The 26,423-nt window shown below is 57.5% G+C and carries 13 protein-coding genes and 3 pseudogenes; 2 read left to right on the plus strand and 14 right to left on the minus strand.

The genetic code is table 11. The features are described from left to right. Nucleotides 1-89: 89 nt before the first annotated feature. The 6 genes and pseudogenes from nifK to XH83_RS38500 all read right to left on the minus strand — a co-directional run bounded on the left by nifK (nucleotide 90) and on the right by XH83_RS38500 (nucleotide 8,672). Nucleotides 90-1,634: a nitrogenase molybdenum-iron protein subunit beta gene (gene nifK, locus XH83_RS38475; protein WP_128929920.1), complete on the minus strand. Its 1,545-nt coding sequence runs from the start codon at nucleotides 1,632-1,634 to the stop codon at nucleotides 90-92. Between the two features lie 85 nt (nucleotides 1,635-1,719). Then, complete coding sequence (gene nifD / locus XH83_RS38480) at nucleotides 1,720-3,222, minus strand: nitrogenase molybdenum-iron protein alpha chain (RefSeq protein WP_128929919.1); 1,503 nt, start codon at nucleotides 3,220-3,222, stop codon at nucleotides 1,720-1,722. Nucleotides 3,223-3,809: 587 nt separating this feature from the next. Next, nucleotides 3,810-4,640: an SDR family NAD(P)-dependent oxidoreductase gene (locus XH83_RS38485; RefSeq protein WP_232995639.1), complete on the minus strand. Its 831-nt coding sequence runs from the start codon at nucleotides 4,638-4,640 to the stop codon at nucleotides 3,810-3,812. Between the two features lie 1,596 nt (nucleotides 4,641-6,236). Continuing rightward, a pseudogene (locus XH83_RS38490) lies at nucleotides 6,237-7,121 on the minus strand (IS3 family transposase); the annotation flags it as partial. A 9-nt stretch (nucleotides 7,122-7,130) separates the two neighbouring features. Continuing rightward, nucleotides 7,131-8,220, minus strand: a pseudogene (locus tag XH83_RS38495) (IS110 family transposase). A 140-nt stretch (nucleotides 8,221-8,360) separates the two neighbouring features. Then, the gene (locus XH83_RS38500; protein WP_128929916.1) at nucleotides 8,361-8,672 is read right to left on the minus strand and encodes a transposase; all 312 of its coding nucleotides are present in this window, start codon (nucleotides 8,670-8,672) and stop codon (nucleotides 8,361-8,363) included. 262 nt (nucleotides 8,673-8,934) lie between these two features. Here XH83_RS38500 and XH83_RS38505 point away from each other — a divergent pair, with 262 nt between their 5' ends. After that, on the plus strand, nucleotides 8,935-9,909 hold the full coding sequence (locus tag XH83_RS38505; protein WP_128930193.1) for a pectinesterase family protein: 975 nt from the start codon (nucleotides 8,935-8,937) through the stop codon (nucleotides 9,907-9,909). A 213-nt stretch (nucleotides 9,910-10,122) separates the two neighbouring features. Here XH83_RS38505 and XH83_RS38510 read toward each other — a convergent pair whose 3' ends face one another. Then, the gene (locus tag XH83_RS38510; protein ID WP_232995663.1) at nucleotides 10,123-11,232 is read right to left on the minus strand and encodes a glycoside hydrolase family 28 protein; all 1,110 of its coding nucleotides are present in this window, start codon (nucleotides 11,230-11,232) and stop codon (nucleotides 10,123-10,125) included. A gap of 1,642 nt (nucleotides 11,233-12,874) precedes the next feature. Here XH83_RS38510 and XH83_RS38515 point away from each other — a divergent pair. Then, nucleotides 12,875-13,486: a hypothetical protein gene (locus XH83_RS38515; RefSeq protein WP_128929914.1), complete on the plus strand. Its 612-nt coding sequence runs from the start codon at nucleotides 12,875-12,877 to the stop codon at nucleotides 13,484-13,486. A 2,122-nt stretch (nucleotides 13,487-15,608) separates the two neighbouring features. Here XH83_RS38515 and nifA read toward each other — a convergent pair. The 7 genes and pseudogenes from nifA to nodI all read right to left on the minus strand — a co-directional run bounded on the left by nifA (nucleotide 15,609) and on the right by nodI (nucleotide 26,418). After that, complete coding sequence (nifA, locus tag XH83_RS38520) at nucleotides 15,609-17,324, minus strand: nif-specific transcriptional activator NifA (protein WP_128929911.1); 1,716 nt, start codon at nucleotides 17,322-17,324, stop codon at nucleotides 15,609-15,611. 1,364 nt (nucleotides 17,325-18,688) lie between these two features. Continuing rightward, a pseudogene (locus XH83_RS38525) lies at nucleotides 18,689-19,638 on the minus strand (GDP-L-fucose synthase family protein). After that, nucleotides 19,619-20,689 carry a GDP-mannose 4,6-dehydratase gene (gmd, locus tag XH83_RS38530; protein ID WP_128929910.1) on the minus strand — a complete coding sequence of 357 codons (1,071 nt, stop codon included), beginning with the start codon at nucleotides 20,687-20,689 and terminating at the stop codon, nucleotides 19,619-19,621. The pseudogene XH83_RS38525 and the gene gmd overlap by 20 nt, the downstream one beginning before the upstream one ends. 646 nt (nucleotides 20,690-21,335) lie before the next feature. After that, the gene (locus XH83_RS38535) at nucleotides 21,336-22,364 is read right to left on the minus strand and encodes a nodulation protein NodZ (RefSeq protein ID WP_128929909.1); all 1,029 of its coding nucleotides are present in this window, start codon (nucleotides 22,362-22,364) and stop codon (nucleotides 21,336-21,338) included. Nucleotides 22,365-22,545: 181 nt separating this feature from the next. Continuing rightward, a complete protein-coding gene (locus XH83_RS38540; protein ID WP_128929908.1) occupies nucleotides 22,546-24,579 on the minus strand; it encodes a carbamoyltransferase in 2,034 nt (677 codons plus the stop codon). Nucleotides 24,580-24,718: 139 nt separating this feature from the next. Continuing rightward, nucleotides 24,719-25,507: an ABC transporter permease gene (locus tag XH83_RS38545; protein WP_128929907.1), complete on the minus strand. Its 789-nt coding sequence runs from the start codon at nucleotides 25,505-25,507 to the stop codon at nucleotides 24,719-24,721. After that, nucleotides 25,504-26,418, minus strand: a complete 915-nt coding sequence (gene nodI, locus XH83_RS38550; RefSeq protein WP_128929906.1) for a nodulation factor ABC transporter ATP-binding protein NodI — start codon at nucleotides 26,416-26,418, stop codon at nucleotides 25,504-25,506. The genes XH83_RS38545 and nodI overlap by 4 nt, the downstream gene beginning before the upstream one ends. Nucleotides 26,419-26,423: the final 5 nt, after the last annotated feature.

A 26,423-nucleotide genomic window follows, 5' to 3' on the forward strand; every position in this document is an offset into this window, starting at 1 on the left:
GCGCGAGCCTTGTGCCGCGACGTGGATCTTTCTGGCTAGACACCGGCCGTCGACCCTGCTCTGGCCGGCGCTAGACCAAATCATTTACGTCAGCGGATGATATCAAAGCTATAGTCCGCTCCAGTCCTGTCCATCTGGTCCAGGACCTTGTCCAGTATCTTGACAAGAACGTTTATGCCGCCCTGATAACCCCAGACGGGATACCGATGTTGATGGTGCCGATCGAACACAGGGAAACCGATGCGGATCAGTGGCGTCCCGGTATCGCGCTCGAGGTACTTCCCGTAGGTGTTGCCAATCAGGTAATCGACCGGCTCAGTGCATAATAGGGAGCGCATGTGCCAGAGATCTTTGCCGGGATATGCAGAGCAGTTCTTGCCAAACAGTGAACTAACAAACAGTTCCTCCATTTTCTCTGCCCAAGCCTTGCCACCATTCGTAGACAGCACATGAGCCGGCTCTGCACCGAGCTCCAGGAGGAATGAAGAGAGCCCGTAGCAGAGATCCGGATCGCCGTAGATCGCGAACTTCTTGCCGTGCAGATACGCACTGGAGTCTGCCATGGCGTCCACGAGACGGCCGCGCTCCCGCTCCAATGCCTTCGCGATCGGCTTGCCGGTCATGCGGGACACAGTCATTAGGAATTCGTCCGTCGCGCTGACACCGATGGGGTAGTTGAAGGCGGCAACCTCATGACCGTGCCCCTCGACGAAGGACAGTGTCTTCTCGGTGCAGTGTTGCTGCATGGAGATCGTGGCTTTGGCATGGATCGCGTTAGCCGCGTCCTCCAGCGTGGTGCCGCCATCATACATGCGGAACTCGCCGTCGGTCGGAGTATCGAAGACATCGCTGTTGTCGGCGAGTATAGTATATTCGATTCCCATCAACTCGAAGACGCGCTTAATTTCCCGGATGTTCCCGACCGTGTACCCGTCGAACCCACCGATGAAATTAATCTTGCCGTTCACCTTGCGCTCTAGTTTGGAGGCGGTGCCTGCCTTGCCATCCCAGAAGTGCTCAAGGATGCTCTTCAGCGCATTGTCATACCCGGTCACGTGGCTGCCGACAAAGGCAGGTGTATGAGCGAAGGGAACATCATATTGTGCCGGGACTGACCCCTTCTCCTTCGCTGTCTTGATGAAGGCGTTCAGGTCATCCCCGATCACTTCGGCCATGCACGTGGTGGAAACCGCGATCATCTTGGGCTTGTATATGTTGTAAGCGTTAGCGAGCCCGTCAATCATGTTGTTTAGACCACCGAACACCCCGGCGTCCTCAGTCATCGAGGAAGAGACGCAGGAGCTTGGCTCCTTAAAGTGTCTCGAAAGATGACTTCGGTAGTATGCGACGCAACCCTGTGAGCCGTGAACGAAGGGCAGCGTGCCCTCAAAACCGGAGGCAGCGAACACCGCACCGAGTGGCTGGCAGGCCTTGGCGGGGTTCACAGTCAATGCTTCACGCGCGAAGTTCTTCTCGCGGTATTCTCGCGTCTTTGACCATTCGCTGATCCGCTCGACTTCCCTTTGGTCATGCGGGTTCTCGAACAGCGCCTTCTTTTTGGCGAGCATTTGCTGATATTCCGGACCTCGGAATAGATCCAAGTGATCGAGGACGTGTTCGGCATTCTGTGTCAACGCGGCACTCTCCTTTTCGGCGATTGGTTTATCGACTAGGTTGGCCCGCCTTCTCGCATAGGCGGAGCCAGATCTGTGCATTCCTTTATTCCGCGGCCATTAGGCCTGGCGCTGGAGTATCCTTCCAAGGTGCCTTGAGTTTCTTCCAGACGGGCGAGTTTATTGCCATGTCCATGTCACGAGCGAAGATCGCGAAGCCGTCATAGCCGTGATAAGGACCGGAATAGTCCCAGGAGTGCATTTGACGGAATGGAATGCCCATTTTCTGGAAGACGTACTTCTCCTTTATGCCGGAGCCGACGAGATCTGGCTGAATGGTCTCGACGAAACGCTCAAACTCGTAGCCCGTGACGTCGTCATAGATCAGTGTGCCGTCCTTTAAGTAGTGCTGAGCAGTGCGCTGGTAGTCGTCATGATGGCCGAATTCGTAGCCCGTTCCTACGACCTCCATACCAAGGTCCTCATAGGCGCCGATTACGTGGCGGGGACGCAAGCCGCCGACGAACAGCATCACTGTCTTGCCCTGGAGGCGGGGGCGGTACTTCTCAATTACCGAGGCCATCAGCGGCTGGTACTTGGCGATCACACGCTCGGCACCTTCCTTGATGCGTTCGTCGAAGAAGCTGGCAATTTTGCGCAGCGAATCGGCGATCTTGGAAGGGCCAAAGAAGTTGTACTCGCACCATGGAATGCCGAACTTTTCCTCCATGTGTCGGGAGATGTAGTTCATCGAACGGTAGCAGTGCAATAGGTTGAGCTTCGCCCTGGGCGTTGCTTCCAGTTCGGCGAGGCTGCCGTCGCCGGACCATTGCGCAATCACACGCAGGCCCATCTCTTCGAGCAGGATACGCGATGACCAAGCGTCCCCACCGATATTGTAGTCGCCGATGATCGTGACATCGTAGGGCGTTGACTCGAACGCGGGTGTCGCTTCCGGCGACACTCTGTCCAGGATCCAGTCCCGCAGCGCATCGTTGGCGATGTGGTGGCCAAGCGACTGCGAGACGCCGCGAAACCCTTCGCAGCGAACCGGTACAATGGTCTTGCCATTGTGTTCCTTTGACTTCGCCTTCGACACAGCCTCGATGTCGTCGCCGATAAGGCCGATCGGGCACTCGGACTGAATCGTAATGCCGTGGTTGAGCGGAAAGAGCTCCTGAAGTTCGTCAATGACCTTACCGAGCTTCTTGTCGCCGCCAAACACGATGTCTTTCTCCTGGAAGTCGGAGGTGAACTGCATGGTGACGAAGCTGTCGATTCCGGTCTTGCCTATGTAGTAATTGCGGCGTGCAGCCCAGGAATATTGGCCGCAGCCGACCGGACCGTGGCTGATGTTAATCATGTCCTTGATCGGGCCCCACACGACCCCCTTGGAGCCAGCGTATGCACAGCCGCGAGTCGTCATTACTCCGGGGATCGACTTCAGGTTCGACTTAACCCCGCAATCGTGCTTACCCGCCTCGTGTACGTTCAGGTGTTTGGCGCGGCGCTTGGCGGTCTTTTCCGGGTAGATTTTTAAGGCCTCATCGATCAGTTGCTTGTTGCGGGCCTTCATCTCCGCGGCGCTCTGGGTAGTGACTATGCTCATACGAATTCCTCGGATGCGGTGCTTGAACGATCGGGCGCCTTGCGCGGCGCGCGCTTCTGGCGATCTATTAACGCGAGGCTGCATTAGAAGGCGTTTGCAACAAGTGTGCCGACGGATAGGAAGGAAAAAGGTCGGAGGCAGACAGCGTCGATGCACCCGATTGTCGCAAAGTGGACGTAGCCGCGTGCTGATATGTTCTTACTCGTAGCATTGTTCGAAATGTGACATGCCCCGTCGAGCCATATTAGCGGGACTTGTTTTATAAAGGCCGCGCTTAATAAATTTCACCTTCTGGCCGCCGCCCCTTGGGCATCGGGGCTAGCGTCTATGTGGCAGCTCATAAAAAATGTTCCTGCGGCCGGAATGGAACGTGGGCCAAAACGTGGTATCTCTCAGGCGAGAGGCGTGCCATCGCGGTCGCGCCGCGGCGTGCGAGCAACGGCGCTATCCTGGCTCGTACGGCGTGGCCGTTGGATCGAAACTGCGGAATCAGGAATTGCTAGTCGGGAGTAACGCGAGCGCTCAACGCTCCATGCGGGAGCTGCCAATTAATCGATCGCGCGTGAGTAACTCTTCTTGGTGTCTGATCACACATGCTGCCCTCCATTTGCAGGCACTTCGGCACCTGTGACATAGCTGGCAGCCTCCGAGCAAAGGAAGAAGATAACCTTCGCGACCTCGTCCGGTGTTCCGACCCGGTGCATCGGGATAGTTGGGATCAAATTGGTTTCTGTCTCCGGCGACAGAATGTCTGTCTTGATCTCGCCTGGTGCAATAGCATTGACGCGAATCCCGTAAGGCGCATAGTCATGCGCCATCTCGCGGGTCAAGCACGAAAGTGCCGCCTTTGATGTCGCATAGGCAGTACCGGCATACGGATGCACTCTCGATCCGGCGATCGAGGTGACGTTCACGATTGCACCAGAAGCGAGCGTTAGCTGATGGAAGAGCCCCTGCGAGAACATGATGGGTGCGAGCAAATTGACATGGAACACGCTCTTCCAGGTGTCGACCGGAGTGTTCAGCGAATTTAATCGGGTGCCGTCAGCGGCCTTCGGGGAAATGCCCGCATTGTTGATAAGCGCATGCAGAGGGCCGCCATTGAGCCGCTCCTTGATCTCCGCGATCGCGTGCTGCAACGCTCGAGAGTCGCTAAGTTCGGCTTGAATATGGTTGTCCAATCCTGCTTCCCAAGGACAACGGCTACCCTCGAATGGCTGCCGAGAACACGTGATGATCCGCCATCCAGCTGCCGAAAACAATTTGCCGGTCGCGTGGCCTATACCGCGGGAAGCACCAGTCAATACGAGCGTCTTCCCCTCGGCATTTTGAGTGCGCCGCTTATTGCTAGATGGGCACGCGGCGGGCGCTGGCGCGCCATCTGTTACATTTTGGCGGTCCAGCAGATTGAGGGTCACGCGAAGCTCCTGATAGCGCCTCGGCGGGCGCACTCTAATGATGCTAGCAGGTGGCCCTGCAGGACCCGGGCCACGCGTCTCCTGGCCGGTAGTCGCGATGTGCGCGGCTCGATGTCGCTTACGCGACATGTAGAGTGTAGGACGAGGCGGGCCGCTTTGATTCGGAGCGTGGCGTGCCGCGTCATCACACTCCAACAAGCGAGGCTCGTCGACAGATCCCGCTTGAACAGAACGGCGTCTAGACGGCACGGCACGGCCGCTACATGAAACTGAAAACCGGCGCTCATTGGGTATGATCCTGTCAGCTTACTGGTAAGCGCCGATTCGGGTCACGCTGGCGTACCCGGCGCCGCAGCGGTCGCTACAGGACGCCCGAGGACACGAGCGAGAGAGTTTCTCCGCAGCGTCCCGACGCACCGTCATCGATGCCATCGGGTGTCCGCCTTCGTTCCTGGTAGTTGTGTATGTCTTGGCATCACGGCCGTCTCCTGCTGCACAAAGATGTTGTTGCCGCTGACTTGCGGACAAGCCGGCCGACCGCTATGGCCTTGTGCTTTTGAAGCGCAATCATTGAGAGCTCGGCTGGAGGCGAAGTTCATGTGCAAGTGACGGCTAGATAGGCTCGACGCGTGGGCGTGGAATGGCCAATCGGCGTTTTGATCATAAGTGAGAAGGTCTCACAGTTGTCTATTAAAAAAGCTGCTTTGGGCCGGAGGCCAGCGAGCGGAAAGAGTGGCGCTAGTAGTACAGATGTCAAGCCGTGGGTTCGTCGAGCCAGGAGCTGCCATTTTGCTATTGCGCCGATCAAGCCACCGATTGTGTCTTGCAATCGGCAATCTGAAGGTCCCCGGCGCGCGAACATCGTGATCGTCGCGCCGGCAAAATCCGCCGAACGTCTCTGAGCAGTCTTCAAAGGCGCATCGATCCTGCAGTGATGATCGCTGCTTCCCAGGGAGTTCGGCGGGCTTGAGCTCTCATGCGGCATACAACATAGGTGCCTCGCTAAGGCCGGCCCGGCGCCCGGCAGTTCTCGGGAACTGAATGAATGCCGAGGATCTTCAGACATTGTGGTGGCCGCAGAAAATGGCTCGAGTTCTTTTGGTTCCGACATTCTTCCGTAAGGTAGCTGTTGGGCGTAGGCCACAGCGAACGGCTCAGCGCCGATCGCCAAACCTTCGCACGCTCGGCTGCCAGCGCCGCTTTCGGGGTGGGAACGGGATCCCGAACAGCGTCGCGATCTACATTTGTGCGACGCAGTGAATAAGCAATTGGACGCGGTGGGATTCACCAAAATGCAAGAAGCGACAGAGTCCGCGCTCAGCCTGCGCTCTGCGGCTGCTAACTCAATGTGGAACTCCGCCAGCCGATGCCTGCTAGCATGTAAGTCATTTGCGCCGTCCTGATCGATAGGGCGTTATCCGACACCATGTGAACAGAACCTATGAGCCATCCCAGCCGCATGATGCCGCAGACCCTCTCCCCGGCCTGCAAGATTTCCTCGACCGGGCAGACCTACTCGAAGTAACTCTATCCCGCCGACGTTCGGCGCCCAACACATTGACCTGGATCTGATCTTCCCCCGATAAAGTGGACGGGTTAAGCGGCTTTTAGCTCCATCTCGATCGGGGGGATATATCCGAGTGCGGAATGGAGCCTTGTCCGGTTATAGAATCCCTCGATGAAGGCGAAGATATCGCGTTGAGCTTCGGCGCGGGTCTTGTAGTTGCGATGATGGACGAGCTCGGTCTTCAGGGTATGGAAGAAGCTTTCCATCGGGGCGTTGTCGTAGCAATCGGCCCTGCGGCTCATTGATGCCGTCATGCCGGCCTCCATAAGGGTGCTGCGATAAGCGTGCGAAGCGTACTGCACACCCCGGTCGGTGTGGCAGATCAATCCGGCCTGCGGCCGCCGCTCCCGGATTGCCATCGTCAGGGCTGCGGAGGCGAGCTCGACGTGCATGTGATCGCGCATGGCCCAGCGGACGATCTTTCGGCTGAACAGATCCATGACGGCGGCCAGATAAAGCCATCCCTCGGCGGTCGGGATGTAGGTGATGTCGCCGAGCCAGACCCGGTTCGGGGCTTCCGCCGTGAAGTCGCGCGCGATCAGGTTCGGTGCGACCGGCAGGTCGTGATGGCTGTCGGTGGTGCGCACACGGCGTGGCTTTGCGGTGATGGCGCGGATGCCATGCCGGCGCATCGTCCGCTCGATCCGGCCGCGGCTGGCGCTGCGTCCCTGCCTGCGCAGGGCGGCATGGACGCGCGGACTGCCGTAGCGGCCGCTGCTGTCCTGATGGACCTGCCGTATCTCGGCCAGCAGCGCGGCATGGGATTTTGTCCGCTCACTCACGGGGCGGTCGCGCCAAGCGTAGTAGCCGGCCGGCGAGACCTCGAGCACGGCGCACATCAGCCGCACCGGATAGGTGTCGCGATGGTCCTCGATGAAGCGAAAGCTCATGTCCGGGTTCCGGCAAAGATCGCGATCGACTTCCTAAGAAACAGCCGGATTGGCGTCGCCCGGGAGGGCCTGCAACACGAAGCCTAGCGATTTCGCCCGGCGCTGTAGGTTGGCGAGGACGCGGCTACGATATTGCTGCTCATATTGGTCGGCGCCAGGATCCTTGTAGCTCATGCCGTGCCGGAGTGTGTTGTAGAATAAAACCGCAATCTTGCGAGCCGTCGCCGTCACCGCCTCAATCGACGCCCAGCACTCCGTACAGTGCGGTCCTGACATCGAAGGTGGGGATGTTGACCTGCTTGGTCTTTACGCGCGGCTTGGCTAGGTTTCCGACCGGTCTTGCTCCTTTGGTGTTCAATGCACTGATCAGGACTTCGAGCTTGCGATCACAGTCGAGCATCTTTGCCTGATAAACGTCGTAGAGCTCCAGTGATTGAGCTAACGCGAAAACATGTTCGTGGCGGTCATTGCCTACGAGCGCTGCGCGGATCGTCTCGATCGATGAGTGGCAGCGCACGTCCCGATAGGTTGCCAGGAGGTCGGGATTGCGTTCGCCTGCAACAATGGCTCGGATAATCCGCATGCCGGTCGCGCCGGTGATATCCGACACAACATGATGGAGCTGCAGGTTCATCTCCATCAGAGCCTTTTGCATATGTTGGATATGGGCGGCAGCATATTCCACGAGCCGCTCGCGCTGGCGTAGATAGGCTCGCAACGTTGCGATCTCGGCATCGGGTCGGAAGCTGCCCCGTAACAGGCCATAGGAGTGGAGCTGGCGTAACCAAGCGGCATCGCTGAGATCGGTTTTACGGCCAGGTACAATCTTGGCGTACCGCGCGTTGACCAGAATGACCTCAAACCCGCGCTGTTCTAGGATCTCGTAGACTGGGATCCAATAGACCCCAGTGGATTCCATCGCGACACTGGTCACGCCGCACATCTTGAACCAGTCCGCCAGTTCATGCAGGTCTTGCGTGAATGTGCCGAATGCACGCACTGGCTTGTCGGTGCAGGCCGGGTTTACCGCGGCCATGTGCATCTTTGATCCGATATCGATAGCGGCCGCGCCGAGGTTGACCAGCTTTAGGTCCGGGCCGCGGTCGGTTGTCCTGTTAGGCATCGCAACTCCTCCGTCCGATGATGGGCTGGAGGGTCTGGGCTATGCCAATTTGTCATCTTCCTAATCGGGATCGCCGTCGAAACGGCGTCACCACTCTCCGGCCGCTACCCTCCGAGCTAAATGATAGCACAAGGCTGTTTCTATCCCGCGCAGGCGCGCCACGACGCTGGACAGTTTTTTAAAATGTCGCGTTCCATCCGCAGCCGCTCGTTCTCCTGGCGCAGCAAGGCGAGTTCCGAAGCCTGGTCCGCCGACATCGGCGTCGCCTGCGTGGTGGGGCGCCACGCCGCCGATGCCGGCTCGCGCCGGAGCTTATCGACCCAGCGCCGCAGCACTGAGTCGCGCAGACCGAGCTCCTTGGCGACCGACCCGATCGAGCGGCCGCTCGACACCACCAATCCTGCCGCCTCGCGCTTGTACTCTTCAGTAAACGACCGTCGTGCACGTTCCATTCAACACCTCCAGGCTCAACGAGCCTACTACAGGTGTCCACTCATTCGGGAGGAAGTTCAGCTATCAACTAATGTGACGAACTTGCGTTCCAGATGACTAGCTAGTCACGTGAATCTAAAGTGCGCCACATACGCGCGGCCATGTTCGACGAGTAGCTCAGCCGGTTGGGAGAGTGGTCGCGAGCAGTGTCATTGCGCTATTCCAGGCAAGCGGATAATCAAGCCCCACCGCAAGCCAAAACAGGAGGAGATCGAGTTGAAGATGGTGTTGTGCGTCGTCGCATTAATGGCAACGATTGCGAGTGTTCGCTCAGGCGATGCCGAGCAACTGAAGGTATCGTTATCTGAAAAGGGCGCGTATAGGTCAATACAAGACGCGGTAGACGCGCTACCTCAGGCTGGTGGAAGTATAGTAGTCGCGCCGGGTACCTATCGCGGAAAGGTTAGAGTGACGAAACCCAATGTCAATATCAAGGGCGCCGGTGGTGGGCCGGATGAAGCGGTGATTGTCTACGGTGATAGCGCCGTCACTGCGGGTGGGACTGTCCGTTCCGCGACCTTAGATGCGTCGGGCGATAACTTCCGGCTCGAAAATCTGACTGTTTGGAACGACTATTCTGCCAATTCGGGCAATCCAGCATCTCAGGCAGTGGCACTTTCTGTCACCGGCGACAAGGATGTTTTTGCAAACGTCAGAATACTTGGTGCGCAAGACACATTGTTTGTCAACAAGGGGCCGAACAGGAACGCCAGTCGTCAGTTCTTCGTAAACTGCTACGTCGAAGGCCATATCGATTTTATATTTGGTAACGCCAAGGCCTACTTTAGGCAATGTGAGCTACACGGTGTTGCAAACCACGCAGTCGTCTATACCGCACAAAGCAGAGCCTTCCCGGACGAAGACAGCGCCTTTGTGTTTGATCATTGCACGCTGACAGCCGACAAGGGCGCGCGCGACATTGCTCTTGGGCGTCCATGGCGTCCCTATGCTGCGGTGATCTTCTTATCGTCGCAGATTAATGCGCCGGTCATGGCTGAGGGGTGGGTGGAATGGGACCCGGGCAAGAGCCGCCGCTTAATGAACGCCTACTATGCTGAATACAGATCCTCCGGTACTGGTGCCGATCCTAGAGGAAGAGAAAGATATGCGCGCCAGCTAAGCGATCGGGAGGCAATGCAATGGTCGCTCCAGACATTCTTCTCGCACGATACGAGCTGGATCCCGCAAGCGCGATAGAACGCAGCGGGAGTGCCCGCAATAGCAGCGCGCCGGTGCCGATTAGCGACAGGCCTGCAGACGGGCTGTCTTGGCGGGCCCGAATTGGGACCATCTGTGTGGGAGCGTGAGTATCAGGAAGCACTGGTGCGAGTTGCGTACCAAGCACGGCGGGTACGAAGCTGACCGCAACCATGCAATCCGGCTTTTACACCGGCCAATCCTTTGTGATCGTCAGCGATCGATTGGAGCTGCGGCCCGAGGGTCGCGCTCAATGCCACCGTTTTTGCTACTGGTGGCTTCAGGGAACGGGCGGAAGGCAACTACGCACGGGTTCGATGCGCCGTAATGTGGAGTAGCGGCGGCACCTGGCGGAGATGGAAATACATTGACCGCGGTCACTGTTGCATTCTCCACTTGCCAAGTTGCGCGGGGAGAAAAGCGCACATCTTCCATCGCAATATCGAGCGGATGCTGTTGATCAAAGCCTCGCATTACGAGCGTACCATCAGTCCCATAGACGTGCCTTAGGACGATCTGTTGATAAAGTGGCAAGTTATTGCCAGCGAAGGGGCCGTAGCGCGTGTCGAAGTGTATGGGCCATTTGTTATTTCTCATACATATATTCTCGTAATTAACCCGCTCAACTAAGCCGCCTCGGCTGGGATCGCTTTTAATGCGCAGACCAAATGTCGTGCCGTCCAAGGTCAGGTTGCGAACCAGCACGTCACTGACACCGGAATTCAGTTCGCTACCAATCGACATGCCGTGCCCCCAGCCGAATTGGTTGTCTAAAATGGAAATGTGGCGTGCAGGGCCGCTTGTGCCAGCCTTGATCGCGATATTGTCGTCTCCGGTGCGGATAAAGGAGTGGATTATCGTCACATCCTCGCTTGCGGCTGGGTCTATTCCGTCGGTATTGCGGGCATCAGCGGGTGTATCAATGATGACCGCCCAGATGGTAGCACGTTCCACGTGGCTCATCGCAATGTGAAAGTTTGCTGCGTTGCGCAAGGTGATGCCATGAACAGAGACGTCCTCAGCACGGTCCATTTGGATCAATCGAGGCGCGTTTTGTTTTGCGCCCTCACTTTGTGCACGACGGGCCAGTTGCCACCAAGTCTCAGCCGTGCCCGCCATCAAGGTCCCGCCTCCGCCGTCTATTGTACCGTATCCATAGAGACCGCCGCCTTTAGTCTTCGTGAAACTGATGAGGGGCCGACAGCCATCACCGCTCCGATCGATGTGGCCACAGCTTCCCGAGCTCTTTTGGTATGCTTTTGGGTCGGCTACAGCCGTCAGTATCGCGCCCCCAGCGAGCCACAGTGTTGTGCCGGACTTCATTTCGATTGGACCCGAAAGGAACGGCCCTGGGCCTAGATATACGGCGGCGCTTGGGACGCAATGGTCTATGGCGGCTTGCAATCTGGCAGTGTCATTTCCACCTGACGGGTCTAGGCGCGCGCATACCCCTTTAGGCGCGGCCGGTTCGCGAACATTGCGGCGATCCTTTGCCTGAGACGCGGCGGAAAGCAGCCCGACCGCAAGTATGAAAACTGCGGCTAGGTAGCGGAAACGGGCGGCCATTGCCACTCCATTGGTTTCATAGGCAGGCAAGTGCGGGCGGTCGCTACGGCTGTGCAAGTCTCGTAACCTGTAGATGCGGGTGCAATTGCCGCGTGGTGAAACGGATGGCCATCCGGCGGAAGTGCGCTGGTGGAAAGCGACGACCGCAGACGTCTCCCTATTCCCGGAGTCGAACGAAATCGCTGGCGGGTCATTTAGCCATCCGAATGTACTGCTACGTCCGCATACTATGACCGTATTTGCCTTTGTCTTCCGGTCTGCCCGTCGCAGTCACCCGGAGGGTACGACCTATTTACGCAATTGGCTTGCATCGAAGTCCCTCAAGTGACCGATCAGAAAACAGCTGGGTCGCGCCCCGCGCAGCTTGTCGAATGCCCGTCTCGCGTATGCGCGTTTGTCCGAGCTTAGTAAAATTGAGTGTTTGGATGGGGCCCATTTAAATGATGGATCGTAGCCACTTTGGCTTTTGAGGCGATGATCGGAGGGGCGATCCGATGGTGGAATGGAGCCGGGCGGGAATGTAGCAGTCACGAACGAACGCGGAGATATACACGCGGTGCATCGGCACGAGTCTCCTCCTGACGATCGTGAACGAGCTCGGCAGGGTGGTGGACAAGCTCTCCATCAAAGCATTGTAGAAGCAGTCGCCCTTGTGGCGCGTCGATCGGGTACAGCCCGCAGCCGCAGGGCTCCGCACGCGATATGTGGAACGTACTGCTCGCTCCGACCTCAATCATGGATCAGTCCGTCAGAGGCTGCTGGCGGATCGTCGTTATCACAGCACAGGGGAGTTAGCCCGCATGTGATAGCACATGGGCCGATCGACCATCTTGCGGCCGAACCGGTCGGTGATGGCGGCGCGATACAGCCGGCACTCGACAGGCGGGATATAGGTGATGTCAGCCAGCCAGAGCCGGTGTGGAGCTGTGGTGGTGAAGTCGAGCGCGATCAGGTTCGGAGCGATCGAGAGATCGTGACGAGTTACGTTGGCGCGGACAGGAGGTTACGGCCCTAATCGCTCGAATGCGATTGCGGCGGATCAGAGCTACGGCCAGCGCCGCTCCCTGCGTCCGTAGAGCGCCTTGGACCAAACACTGCATAGCGCTGGCCATGCTCGCAATGCTGCACCACCATTTGTTCTGCCATATTTGCAAAAAGCGTGTCTTGGGGGAAAGGCAGACGCGAGCGGGTGGGAGGAGGCGTTCGCTGCATGGCCTCGATGTCAGTGCGGCCGACCAATTCAGAATATGAATGCGCTCTATCAGAACAATCGATTTCACTGATGTCGATCAAGCCTGGTACTCAGGTCGCAGGGGCCGCATGGCGTGCGTTATACGCTGACTAGCCGTTTCACTCACGGCGCGCGTCCTGGTACAGAACCATATAACGGGTGGACGTGATGATGATGATGAACAGTACCAGAAACTCGACCTCGGCGGAACAAATCAGCATGGGAGATCAGGCCTTAACGTTGTGGTTGCCGAAACTGAGGCACTATCTGTCGTGGTGGCGACTGTTTACAAGCCCCTTACCTTCCCGGCGGCCCCACCTCGAATCGCTTGCTGACCCGCCTGATGCGGCTGACCCGAGCGATTCTCAGGAACGTCTCAGGCAAAATATCGAAGCGCAAGTTGCGGAGATTGGCAGGTTAGTGGGCGGAGGTGAAGCGCCAGGCGAAGCAACCCGCCATCTCACTGAGTTGACAAATCAACTCATACTCGCGCAGCTCGGGATTGTTTCCAAAGTCAAATGCGTCACTACTGAGGCGACGGATCGCTTCGCTAACCGTGCTCCGGTAGAAATGAGCGACATCTATGAGCCGGAAAGGCTCTTGAGATTGGGCCATCTTTTTGACAAAGCGGTATCGGCGTTAACTCCGAGTTTGCGGACGCAATGCCATAGAACAGATATAGCTAAACTTATCCTCGGCCGGACATCTGAAACCAAAGTCGAGTTTAATCGTTTCATCAAGTGCGTCGCTGCGATTGCTGCCGCCGCCGAAGAGATGTGACTGTACCTAACATCGTTTCCGAAGTAGCGCAGCCGCGATTGCTCGCGTTGTGAGGAGATGCCGATGTGCTCGGCTTTGACGTTTTCTGTTAGTCGACTGGGCAGGGCGGGTTGCAATCGCATAGTGTCGTAGCGGGCAGACAACCTTTCTGCGCTCCGGTGCTGCGCATGTTGGATCGCCGCCTCCTCCCTGGCTCTCTGGAGAATCGCTTCAGAGCGGACGGCCGTACGCCCGCTCATGGTCTATGGATCGGAAACCTCGCAGTATTGCCATCAGGAGAGAAGCAAGCGGAGAGCAAAAAAAATAAATATCCATGTCGCAAGGCAGTACAGTGCGGCGAAGCGCCATACTCCCGCTCTGAATCGGCGGCGCCAATTCACAAGTTGCGGCGCGCAACCGCTGAAGCGACGGCCGCGGACAACCTCGATCATCTCTCGATAGCTGTCAAAAGCAAAATACGAGCGATTGTTTCGAATGTACGTTATCCGCTCTTGAGGGGAAAGGCACAATTGCCAGACGTACTGCGCCTCCTCGCGCACACTGTCAGAACGTGGCTCGTGCCCACCTGAGTTGTAAGCACGCCGATCAATGGAGAGTGGCGATGGAAGTTGACGCGATCGCGTGCTCCCGATGAACGTGAATTTCTGCTGAAGCATCGAAGTGTCCCTTTCGCAATTCGGCGAATGATGCGTACAACGTGACGTAACGAGAGAATCAAGAAGATCCTGCGCAGATCCAACGGATCAGCTGTGCGCTCTGTCCACGACCCGCGCCGATCTAAGTGTAGGTCCGAGCGAAAGGGCATTGCGAAAAGCGGGCGCTATAGTCAGGCCAACGTGGCCGGTGCTGGCTGTTGATTGCGAGATACAGCTCCCGAGGCAATGATGGTGGCCGTTGAGAACTCTCTGAGGTGCCGGCTCGTTGAACCGGGGCGGCGAGTGTGGGGCGCGGGCACGGCTGCTTACAAATGTGCTCAGTTGGTTAAGAGAGGGGTTGAATCGGACGCAGCGAGAGATTGTACGATGTGAAGCAAATGAGCAGTTCGAGACGAGACGCGCGAGGCCGCAATGGTGTTATCTTTGGGCGATGTACCGGGCATCGTGAGCCAGATCGGGCGGCTCCACAAACAGGGGCGCTGCTCGTGGTTTGGATTGGCCGTGCGGTCGATAAACCGGGATCAATGAATTGATGGTCATCGTCCGTGCAGATGGATTCAATCAGGTTACGATGGCCCACTAAGCAACCGTTCGAGCCATACCCTCTCGGTAGCACTCGAAGTCGTCGACTTGCGACCTACAAACGTTATAGCACACCGTGTCCACCTAAGCCGACCTACCTTGAGAGGATATCATGCGTCGAAGGCAGCTCAACTCATCTTGCTGGAGCGACAGATTCAAGTACTATATGCTAACGGTTAGTATTGTTGCCGCGCTAAACTCGTTGTCATTCATGTACGCCAAAGCCGGCGGGCCTCTACCCACGGAACAGGAAAAGCAGGCGTGTATCGCCGACGTCTTTCGGCTCTGTAGCGCGGCCATACCTGATGCGAACGCAATCACTTCGTGTCTGAAGTCAAACGTGGCCGGTGTGAGTGCGGAATGCCGCTTGGTTCTGTCAACCCGCGAGCGGCCGAGTGGTGTATCAAAGTGAGCCGGCGATCATATAGATTGTCGTACGGTGTTGGCGCTGGCTGACACTAAGTAGCGCGGTCGGTTACGTCCGGCGTTCGACGCACGGTGAGCAGCGTGTCCAGGAGATGTACGTGGCGTCGGATTGCAAGCGAGTATCCAGCCTAAGGGGCCTGATGTATCGTCGAAGTAAAGGCGCCTGGCGGAGCGAATTCATTGAACCAGTGTGGTCGGGTGCTAGATGAGCAGAGTCGCTAAGTGGTTAGTCAAGGTGGGCCGCCACACGAAAGCATCAGATGAGCAACGGTGTGAGCTGTCGCTGGCGCACCGTGGTGTAGATGATCGGTTGAACTGCGCCTCTGCCTTGAAAGCGGTCTATCTTACGAGAAGCATCCGGCGGAGTCTGCGTGTGATTTGCTCGTGCCTTAGTGGCCCGGTAAGCTGAAGCGTGAACCTGTGCTTTCAAACGATCCCCCGGTTGCAGTCAAGGGTGATTATAAGTGCTTTAGCTCGACTCCGTGTTTTTTGAGTGCGTAGCCTATTTGGCGCGACGTCAGTTTGAGTAGCCGTGCTGCTTTCGCCTGTACCCAGCCCGCCCTTTCCATGGCCGCGATAAGGTGCTCGCGATCAATTATTCGCTCACCTCTCGTAACCTGCAGGTGCGAGAGCGTGGTTCCGTGAGCGGGTTCGGATGAAGCATCGCATGGCCCCGTATGCGGCAGCGGTTGTGACGGCATCGATAGCGGCTGCTTACTCTTCCAAAGTCGAGCGGAGAAGCAACCATCGGATTTGCAGGCGAAATCGCGACTGTTAATCGCTGGACCGGCCGCCATGGTGGCAGTCCGCTGAACGCAATTGTGAAGCTCCCTAATATTGCCGGGAAATTCGCAACTTTTCAATACGTCGAACGCGCTTGGTTCGAAAGTCAACGAGCGCTCGTTTTCGGAGTTGAACGTGCGAAGAAATTCAGTAGCGAGCAACGGAATATCGTCGCGGCGCTCACACAATGGTGGGACAAGCAAAGGGATGACGCTCAGACGGTAGTAGAGATCCGCGCGAAATTGTGTCTGCGAAACGGCGACCTCTAGATCCTTGTTAGTCGCTGCTATGAGTCGAACGTCAACTCTTATCGTGTGTGTACCGCCGACTCTCTCAAATTCCTGCTGTTGTAGCACTCGCAGCAGCTTCGCTTGAAAAGAAGGTGAGATTTCACCAATCTCGTCGAGAAACAGCGTGCCTTTGTCAGCCAGCTCGAAGCGCCCTTTGCGCGAATTGATGGCTCCGGTAAAGGCGCCCTTCTCGTGTCCAAACAGCTCAGATTCCAAAATAGTCTCCGATAATGCCGCACAGTTTAGTTTGACGAATGGGCGGTTGGCTCGGGGCGATAGGTCGTGGATCGCTTGTGCAGCAACCTCTTTTCCGCTACCGGACTCGCCTCGCAAGAGTATCGTTGCATTTGATTTAGCGACCACATTGATCTTGCGGAGGAGCTTGCGCAGGGCCGGGCTGCGACCAACTACGCCAGGTAGCGTTAGGTTGCGGTCCGCTTCGGCTTGATCATCCTGCGGCAACGTTGTCTGGTTGCCATCGGTCGCAAGAGGCGGCTCGCTGTCATCGTGGGCCGTGGAGAGGTATGACCTCAGAAAGTGGCCGAGCATGTTCGCGATAGCGAGGAGAAGGGTCACGTGTGAATTGGGATCTAACGATGGGGACCCGTCCCGGAACAGCTCGGCCGAGAGCACCCCGACGGTCGTGCTCTCGACAGCGATTGGAACGGCGATGAACGACAATCGACTATGTGCCGTGGCGTCAGATGAACCTGAATCGCTTGTGGTCTGGGAATTGTTCGGTTGCGTAGGGGTTATTATAAGGGGTGTGGCCGTATTGAGCACGCGCTCGACAGCTCCTTGCGGCAGGCGGAGTCGAAAACGCTGATCGCTCCCTTCAGTCCAGCCCGCGCCCACGGCAATCGCCGGAGCGTTGTGACCGGCATGCAGACAGACCACACAATGTTGCATCTGAAGCTGAGACTGTATTAACGCGACGACGGCCTCCAGCCGAAGCTCGAGCCGAAAGGGCGCGGCGAGTTGTTCCGCTATGCGCAGCAGGATCTCAGGCACTTTCGGGTGTGCCCATTGAGCGTCGCTGCGAGAGGCCTCCGCTCCCGGTGACTTGAACTGTGATGTTGAAGACAAAATGTCGCTAGTCATATTGTCCGGTTTCCGCCGATCGTTGTTACGCCGGCCGTGGCGCCTGCGCTGTCGCGGACCTAACAACGTTTCGTGCAGCGACGACAAGGCCAACCATGATTAAAGAGTCAGCCCTGGACGAGAGATTTGCTCCGGTGCAGCGTCGCCAGTTTGAATATGTGAGGTCCTTTAACGCAAGGAGTGCGCCATATTGGCGCATCTTATGCAAATGATCCTCGAGTGCTTTCAGAGATAGCAGGTCGTCTGTCGTCCATGCCGGTCCCTACTGCGGGCAGCATCTAGGCTCAGGTGAACAGGTTCGGCGAAGCTGCGAGGGCCGCCATTTCCGATTGGTGACAATCGGACTTCTTTCAAAGTCGTGGTCATGCAGCTCGCTCCGCTCGTCCTGGACTGGTGTACCGATGAAGGTGCCACCGCAAATCGCTTTCAGCGCGCTGCTGCCCATTGGGAGGGCTGCGAGAGGCGCGGCATGCGAGCTCAGCCGTAGTCGGGCAAAAGTGCGTTCGGACGAGGTCCGGGTACTGTGATTTACGCGAGAACAATGGCCGTAACAGCTGTAGAGGCAGCTGTAGGAGCCGGGACGTTTCGCTCGAGACACGTAATCAGGCACCAGACTGGTTTGCGAGGTCGTCGTGCTCCTTGACCTCCTTTGGCCGCAGCGCGTCGCTCCGACGCTTAAAGCTGTGCCGGATTCGCAGGACGCTGACGAAGCATTCGCAATGGCCGGCTGACTCGGTCGCCTCGAGCCGTCAACACCGCGCCCGTAAGCGGTGGTTTCACGGTCGGAGGCCTATTGACGAAGCATTGGTGCCGTCGACCTAGAGTGATTTACTGACAGGCTGCATGCAAAATGGCAGAGTGAGGCGGTCGGGCAAAGGCGCTTTGCGCGGCCGGTGACGCGGTCCTCCGCGTGTTCGCTCAACGGCTTGATGCGACTGATCCCGTGTCTCCACTGGAGGGCGCCCGGTATGTCAGCATGGCCGATTACGAAACGTCCGCTGACGAGGGCCGTCAGGGCGGTTGAGTCTGGAACCGGCACGTCGCAATGGCGAGAAGGTCAAACGAGGGAGTGTAAGGCGATGGTGCGCGTTGGTCCGCAACCACGGAGCGCCTCTCATTGCTACTACCGTTGCCAAGAAGCGAATCGCAGAGCGGCGTCTCAGGATAGAGCTCGTCCGCGGTTCCACCCTGAGGGGGTGCGTCATGGGACAGCAGGACGAGTCGAACGACACCGAGACCCAGGCATCACGCGATAGAATGAGCGCCTAGATGATCGTGAGCATCATCGCCACGACCGCGTGGCAGCCTCGTGTGGCATGTCGTTCCTGCTCCCTGCGGCTAACTCCTGCTTGTGGTAATCGTATCTAGGTTTGCGGCGGGAGCCGAGTGAACGCCTGATAGGATTCATAGGCGCGCATCAAGCCGTCGCGAAGCGACGTCGTCGCCCGCTAGCCGAGCTTGTCAAGGCGGCGGAGATCGAGCAGCTTGCGTGGCATGCCGCCGGGACGCGAGGTGTCGAAGCTGATCTCGCCTCGATAACCGATGACCTCGGCGACGAGGCGGGAGAACTCGGCGATGATGATGTCCTCGCCGCTCCCGATATTGACGAGCTCGGACTCAGAATAGCGCTTCATCAAACGGAGGCAGGCATTCGCCATGTCGTCGACATAAAGGAATTTGCGCGTGGCAAGCCGGTGTCCCTGACCACAACGTTTTTCGCGCCGGCAAGCGTCGCTTCGTGAAAGCGCCGGATCAGCGCGGCTACGACGTGGCTGTATTCTGGATGACAATTGTTGCCAAGGCCGTACAGAGTAGTCGGCATTACACTGACGAAGTCGCTGCCATACTGGCTGCGATAGGCCTCGGCCATCTTGATCCCGGCGATCTTTGCATGGCGTAGGGCTCATTGGTCGGCTCCAGCTGGCCTGTGAGTCCTCGCGAAGCGGCTGTGGCGCCAGCTTCGGATAGATGCAGGAGGAGCCAAGAAACATCAGCTTCTCGGCGCTATTCAGATGCGCGCCATGGGTCACGTTCGGCGCGATGGCAATATTATCGTAGATGAACTCAGCGCGCCGCGTATTGTTGGCGAGGATACCGCTGACTTTGGCCGCGGCAAGGAAAAACGACTTGCGGCGTCTTCTTTGCGAACCAGTCGAATACGGCGGCCTGGTTGCAGAGGTCGACCGTGCCGGTCGACAGTCACAAGTTCAACCTCCTCCTGCGCGAGCCGGCGCGCCAGCACGCTGCCGACCATGCCGCGATGACCGGCGACGTAGACGCGTGTGACCTTCAGCTCAAAGGAAGTGGCTGCCATTGTCGGCGTCCCGTTTTGCTTCGGCCAGATCACTCGCCATCATTTCCTGAACCAGTTGGACAAAGCTCCGCTTTGGCTTCCACCCGAGCTTGGTGCGCGCCTTGCTGGCATCGCCGACCAAAAGATCAACCTCGGTGGGGCGAAAATAGGTCGGATCGATGCGGACCACGGTCTTGCCGCTTCTAGCGTCGAGGCCGGTTTCCTCGACGCCCACGCCCCGCCATTCGATGCGGCGGCCGACCTGCGCGAAGGCCAGCTCGACCATCTCCCGCACGGAATGCATCTCTCCGGTGGCAAGCACGAAGTCGTCTGGCTTATCGGCCTGCAGGATCAAATGCATGCCCGCCACATAGTCGCGGGCATGGCCCCAATCCCGCTTGGCTTCGAGATTGCCAAGATAGAGCGCATCTTCCAGGCCGACCTCGATGCGCGCGACGGCACGCGTGATCTTGCGGGTCACGAAGGTCTCGCCACGGATCGGGCTCTCATGGTTGAACAGAATACCGTTGGAGGCGAACATGCCATAGGCTTCGCGGTAGTTTACCGTAATCCAGTAGCCATACAGCTTTGCGACGCCATAAGGCGAGCGTGGATAGAATGCGGTCGTCTCCTTCTGCGGAATCTCCTGCACCAGGCCATAAAGCTCCGAGGTCGAAGCCTGATAGAACCGCGTGTGCCTCTCCATTCCAAGAATGCGGACTGCTTCCAGGAGGCGCAGCACCCCGATTGCGTCCGCATTAGCGGTATATTCCGGGCTCTCGAAGCTGACGGCAACATGGCTTTGGGCGGCGAGATTGTAGATCTCAGTCGGCCGGATTTGCTGTATCAGGCGGATCAGATTGGTCGAATCCGTCATGTCGCCGTAATGCATCAGGAACGGGACCTTGCCGACATGCGGATCCTGGTAAAGGTGATCGACGCGCGCTGTGTTGAACGAGGACGAGCGGCGCTTGATGCCGTGCACAACATAGCCGAGCGACAGTAGATAGTCGGCGAGATAAGCCCCGTCTTGCCCGGTTACGCCGGTGATGAGAGCGACGCGCTCAGCCATATTCACAAATGCTCCCAAATGCCTCAGGGGCCTACCGACTTCCAGCAACGGCCGAAGCCTGTCCCTCTGACATATCGTCCGGCGTGGTCAACCTACTATGGCGCTAGTGCTCATATTCCGGGGAAGTGTGGCGGCGCGCCCTGGCTCCACCATCTCTCAGCCGTGGAGAAGTTGGCAAGGCGCTGTGTGGTGAAAGCAGCAAGGAATACCAAGTACGTTGGGGCCTGAATTAACGATCCTGGGAGGCCTGCATCCGGCATCAACCCGCGCGAGGTGAGCTCGGCGCCCTTCCCTCGTGTGCATAGAGAGGTCCAGCACAATGTGTGACCACCTTATCTCCAGGTATGGGCATCGGTAACTCATTTGAGAAATCTACTCCCGCCGCACCTTCATCCGCAGCACTCGCCTTCACCAAACAAGGTGCTTGGGATACGAACCGAGCCGGCTCCGTCGGAGAACGGCATAGGTCGGTGAGACATTACGACAGCAGTGTCGCACCCTCGCTTCGCGCGGAGTCCATTGGATGGCTTCGAACCGATGTCCAGATATGGCACCGAGGCGTTGTACCTGGTGACTGCTGAAGTAAGTGCTAGGCTCATTTAAGCCTTTCTTGGCGCTGGTGGGGCTTGACGTCCTGTGGCAAGCATCAAAAGGCCGGCTTCGCTGGCCGCCGCTCGTGAGGACCGGCGAGAGAGCGCGCATCTGGCGCGTGCTCGGCGGATGACCTTTCGGCTAAGATCAAGTGGCTTGGATCGTCCAAGCTAAATTCGATTACTTGGGGGACGACTAGGCTTGCGTAGCGCGAGAAAGCACTTGTCGACGGAAATCGGATAACGGTATGGCAGTAGGCCAGGAGGTACATTTCCACGAGAGCAGCGAATCCGCCCTCGACTCCAAGATCTGCAGTGTGCAGCGGGCCAGCATCGTTCGCTCGGAAGCGTTTGGGAATGCTGAAGAGCTCAGAATAGACAGCCGAAAGGTGATCAGCGACGCTGGGACTGTCAGTGCACAAAAAGAGCCTTGTCGGTCGTGTATGATGCAATGCTTTTGCCCGTTCAACTGCAGCGCATACCTGCTCCATAGCGACTCGTGGGTCGGTCCAATAAGGCCTATGACCCATAGTATCTTCACCGTTCCCGTGCCGAACGTGTATCCCGATTACATCGTGCCCCTCAAACGCTCGATGGTAAACATCGTCGATGCGACGCCTGATCTCCTGGCGTGGTGTGATGCTTTGGAATATGTTGCGCTCGGCCTCCTGATCACAGCCCCACATTAAGCAAGCGTCACAAACGATAGTATTCGCCTGGATATCCCTTGACGTTACCAACAACCTGCGCAGCTCATCACGCTCGTGGAAAATTTGGTCATCCGACCGGTAAACGCCGTCAATTGCAGGCCTGTTCCACCAATGTGGAAAAAACGGCCCAGGAAAGCAGAGTTGATTGATCTTATCGTCGCAGATAACGGGTACGCCCGAGATGTTGTCGAGCGGCTCAAAGAACACGCTGAAGGCGTTTGTAAAGGGGTCAGAGAGATAGCAAGATCCGCGCCAGTCAATGACCAAAGTGCGCCCTGTTCGCTTGGAGTATTGCCAGGCTGACGCGAGCGACCATAAGCAATCGCCGAAACCGGTGCGACGCCTGGAAATGACGAAGCGCTGTTGATGAGTCATCTTGAATCCATTGCTCCGGCAGTTGAATAAGTTGCTCACCCTGGACGGCAGGAAAGTACCGGCAGTGTTATCGTCCGCCAGGCCGTCGCGAGCCGTATGTTAGGTTGCGAGAGCTTGTCCGCTTCGCGACCAAGAGGTCGGTTATGGATTGCCGTTCGCTAGCTAGACAAAGAGATACCTATCAAGTCGCATGCGCCTGATCGCGCAGATCTCCCAGATTGTTGGCGGCGGGACGCAAGCAGATGCGGCGCTTTTCCCACAACTGCCGAAGTTCAAGGATGATTGCGTCGCGCCGCTCGCCCTTTACGTGAGCGAGAAGCTCGCCGAGGGCGGCGTCCCCTTTGATTCCATGCAGCAACTCGAATAGATCGGGCGAGATGCGCACAGCGCCGCCATCGGAGAAGGTGGTATAAGTCTCGCAGACGATCTCCCGACACTCTGCGGTGACGTGATCCGGGGTACGGCGAAGTGAAGTGTAGGCCGGTAAGGAAACGCGGAGCGCAGCCCAGTCCTCCGGCGTGGCGACGCGCTTCGTGATGAGAAGCGATCCGATCACGAGGGCGTCAAGATCTGTCGTAAGGAACGTGACCATTGCGTCGGTAACCGACTGCACGATCGGTTCGACATTGTTGTTGAAAGATGTATTGAGGAGGACAGGGACGCCCGTCCGCTTGTGGAATTGATTAATCAGCTCCCAGTACCGCGGGTTCGATCTACGTGACACCGTCTGCAGCCGTGCTGTACCATCGACGTGCGTAACCGCACCAAGCACACTTCGCTTGCAATCACGAACTTGAACGACAAAGTTCATGAACGGAAAAGCTCCCGCGGTCTTAGGAAGATCGAAAAACTCAGCGGCATGTTCCTCCAATACGGAAGGTGCAAACGGCCGGTAGCCCTCGCGTTTTTTAACGATGGCGTTTATGCGGTCCTTATTCTTTGCTGGTCTGGGGTCAGCAACAATGCTGCGGTTACCGAGGGCGCGCGGTCCAAATTCGGAGCGGCCTTGGACCCAGCCAACAACCGAACCGTTGGCTATCCATTCAGCTACCACGCTCGCCACGTTCGCGCTTCTTTGCACGTCGATATGCCCGCGCCATGCAGCAACCTCTCGCTCTACAGCATGGTCATCCCCAAGTGCCGGGCCCCAATAGACATGCTGAAGCCGCTCACGGGGTGCGGGACGTCCTTGTTCTTCGGAAACCATGAGAGCAGCGCCGAGTGCGCATCCAGCATCGTGCGCCGCGGGCTGCACGAAGATATCATCAAATAGTCCTGTATAGAGCAACTTACCGGTCATGGTGCAGTTGTGGGCGACACCACCAGCCAAGCATAGCCGCTTCATGCCGGTCACCTCACGGTAATGCCTGAGAACATGAAAAACAATACGTTCCAAGGCCTCCTGCAAGGCTGCACTAACATCTTTATGCTCTTGGGTGAACGGCATTCCCTTGCCGCGAACGTGTATGTCGTGCTCTAACGCCGGAGCGATGTCGTTCAAATGTATCTTGTAGCCACCGTTCTCCTTTAATTCGTAGAATTGCTGAAATAGTTCTCGGAAACGCGAGGAGTCCCCGTACGGAGCAAGGCCCATAACCTTGTACTCGTCGAACAAGCCATAACCGAGGCACTTGATTGCCTCTAAGTAAAACAATCCGAGGGAACCGTCCTCTGGGAAGGTATGTAGTTGAGTAAGACGACTTCCCGATCCAATGGCCACCATCCCGGAGAGGAAATCACCGCCGCCGTCGATTGCCAAGACTAGACCTTCGTCATAGCCGGACACAGCAAAAGCACTTGTTGCATGCGCATGATGGTGACTGACGAATGACAAGCGCGATGGCTCGATCTCTGTATCAAACTCCTGCGATAGCATAAGCTGTAGAAGGGTTCTGGCGTCGAGAGGGATGCCACTCTGCGTCTCCGAACCAAACAAAAGCCGAAGCATCGCGTTGCAATAGGACTCGGTTGCATAGAATGCGATGCGATCGATGTCCTTTAATTGCGCTCCCGCAGCAGCCAGGCAGTAGCGGATGGCCTGGGCGGGAAATTTGTTGGAATGCTTAATTCGGTTTAGGCGTTCTTCTTCAACCGCGGCTAACACACGCCCGTCACGCACCATGACAGCTGCGCCATCATGCAAGAATGTGTGCGAGAGTGCAGGTCGATATTCATGGACCTTATCCAATCCGCCGCTCAATCCAAGACACAGCATTCTATCCTCCAGCAAGTGTGGTAGTAATCATGATCTTTAGGGCGGCCGGGTAATGAAACGTCCGCGACGTTGAACGCGAATAGGCCGGCAAGCGCAGGCCGAGAAACAGGGTGTGCGTTCATTAAGCGGCTGGGCATCGTCAGTGTGATAAGCGTCGCCGAAATAGCTTTGCCGACAGTAAGAAGAGCAGTACTGCGTAAGCGAAAAGGACACCAACATGCGCGCCGATGCTATCGAGTGGTAGCCCGAGCATTGCAGGCCGTATTAGCGCAATCGAATGTTCCAAAGGTAACGCGGCTGCAGCCAACTGGAGAGCGGGCGGAAGGTGCGCAACGGGAAAGACTGCCCCGGATAGGAACACCATAGGGGTCGAGATGAGAGTCTGGTAGAACACAAAATAGTCGTAGCTTGGGGCAATCGCGACAACGACGAGCGCCGCGCTCGCGAACGCAAGGCCGGTGAGGGCGAGAGCGGGGAAACAATAGAACGTGGATAATAAGGTGCCATAGCCAAGCCCCGTAGCAACAAGCGCGATTCCGGTGCCCGCCAAAGTGGCCTTGCTTGCTGCCCAAACCAATTCACCGAGGAGGATATCACCCAGCGTGAGCGGAGTGCACATCATTGCGTCCCAGGTTCGTTGGCTGCGCATGCGAGCGAACGTTCCGTACAGAGTTTCGAAGCTTGCCGCGGTCATAGCGCTGGTTGCCACCATTCCGCCGACCAAGAAATCGACATATGAGTGACCGTCTACATTGCCGACAATCAGGCCGAGCCCAAAGCCGAGACCCAAGAGGTTGGTCAACGGGTCGGCCAAGTTGCCAAGCAGCGAAGCAGCGGCGGCCTTCCTCCATGCCAGATAGTTGCGGCGCCACACGCTGATCCAACTGAGTGCGTCCGATGGCAAGGCTGCTTTGGATATCGTCTTCATGCGTCTATCCTGTGTCCCGTCAACCGCAGGAAGACGTCTTCCAGGTTAGGCGGCCGCTCCAGAAGGCGCAGACCGGTGCATCCACGAAGCCGAAGCCGCACCGCCGCCTGATCCGGCGCGTAGCAAAACAGCGTCTCTCCCCTCACCTCGATGCGCGAAGCGTGAGGCTCTATTATCGCACGGAGCTCGAGTGGGTTTCCGCCGTAGACCTCGAGGACATCACAGCCAATCTGAGAGTCGATCAGAGCATTGGGCGCACCCTCGGCGATCTTACGTCCATTCTCTAGCACGCAGAGGCGATCGCAAAGTCGTTCAGCCTCTTCCATGAAGTGGGTCGTCAGCAGGATAGTCTTTCCTCGAGCGAGCAGAAGACGCAGGCGTTCCCAAATCAAGTGGCGGGCGTGGGGATCGAGGCTGGTCGTGGGTTCATCCATGATGAGCAGTTGTGGATCGTTGATCAGGGCACGGGCCAGCACGAGACGTCGCTTCATGCCGCCGGACAGATCCGCGACCCGTGACTCTGCTCTACCCTCAAGTCGCGCAAATTCGAGCAGCGAAGGCACAGCCTCCTCACTTTCGCGCGTATTCAGTCCAAAGTACCGTCCAAATATGAGGAGATTTTCGCGCACAGTGAACGCATCCTCGAGATTATCAACTTGTGGGACGACGCCGATGCCCGCGCGCGCCAAACGGGCGCGTGCCGGCACCTGCTCACCCAAAACAGTGATCCGGCCGGCATCGGGCGATATGAGGCCGAGGATCATCCGAACGATCGTGCTTTTACCCGCCCCATTTGGACCGAGTAGCCCGAAACACTCTCCCTTAGCGACGCTAAAGGTCAGACCCCGTACGACGCCTCGATCATGATAAGTCTTTTGGACGTCAGTCAGTTGAATCGCTGGATTGGACATAGGCT

This window comes from Bradyrhizobium sp. CCBAU 53351, from assembly GCF_015291745.1.
Classification (GTDB): domain Bacteria; phylum Pseudomonadota; class Alphaproteobacteria; order Rhizobiales; family Xanthobacteraceae; genus Bradyrhizobium.

Bases quoted from the DNA above. Each gene is read 5' to 3' on its own strand.
- XH83_RS38505 (WP_128930193.1), top strand. From the start codon at position 8,935: ATGGTGTTGTGCGTCGTCGCATTAATGGCAACGATTGCGAGTGTTCGC.
- nodI (WP_128929906.1), bottom strand. From the start codon at position 26,418: ATGTCCAATCCAGCGATTCAACTGACTGACGTCCAAAAGACTTATCAT.
- XH83_RS38540 (WP_128929908.1), bottom strand. From the start codon at position 24,579: ATGCTGTGTCTTGGATTGAGCGGCGGATTGGATAAGGTCCATGAATAT.
- XH83_RS38545 (WP_128929907.1), bottom strand. From the start codon at position 25,507: ATGAAGACGATATCCAAAGCAGCCTTGCCATCGGACGCACTCAGTTGG.
- nifA (WP_128929911.1), bottom strand. From the start codon at position 17,324: ATGACTAGCGACATTTTGTCTTCAACATCACAGTTCAAGTCACCGGGA.
- nifD (WP_128929919.1), bottom strand. From the start codon at position 3,222: ATGAGCATAGTCACTACCCAGAGCGCCGCGGAGATGAAGGCCCGCAAC.
- XH83_RS38515 (WP_128929914.1), top strand. From the start codon at position 12,875: ATGATGATGATGAACAGTACCAGAAACTCGACCTCGGCGGAACAAATC.
- XH83_RS38535 (WP_128929909.1), bottom strand. From the start codon at position 22,364: ATGACTCATCAACAGCGCTTCGTCATTTCCAGGCGTCGCACCGGTTTC.
- gmd (WP_128929910.1), bottom strand. From the start codon at position 20,689: ATGGCTGAGCGCGTCGCTCTCATCACCGGCGTAACCGGGCAAGACGGG.
- XH83_RS38510 (WP_232995663.1), bottom strand. From the start codon at position 11,232: ATGAAGTCCGGCACAACACTGTGGCTCGCTGGGGGCGCGATACTGACG.
- XH83_RS38500 (WP_128929916.1), bottom strand. From the start codon at position 8,672: ATGGAACGTGCACGACGGTCGTTTACTGAAGAGTACAAGCGCGAGGCG.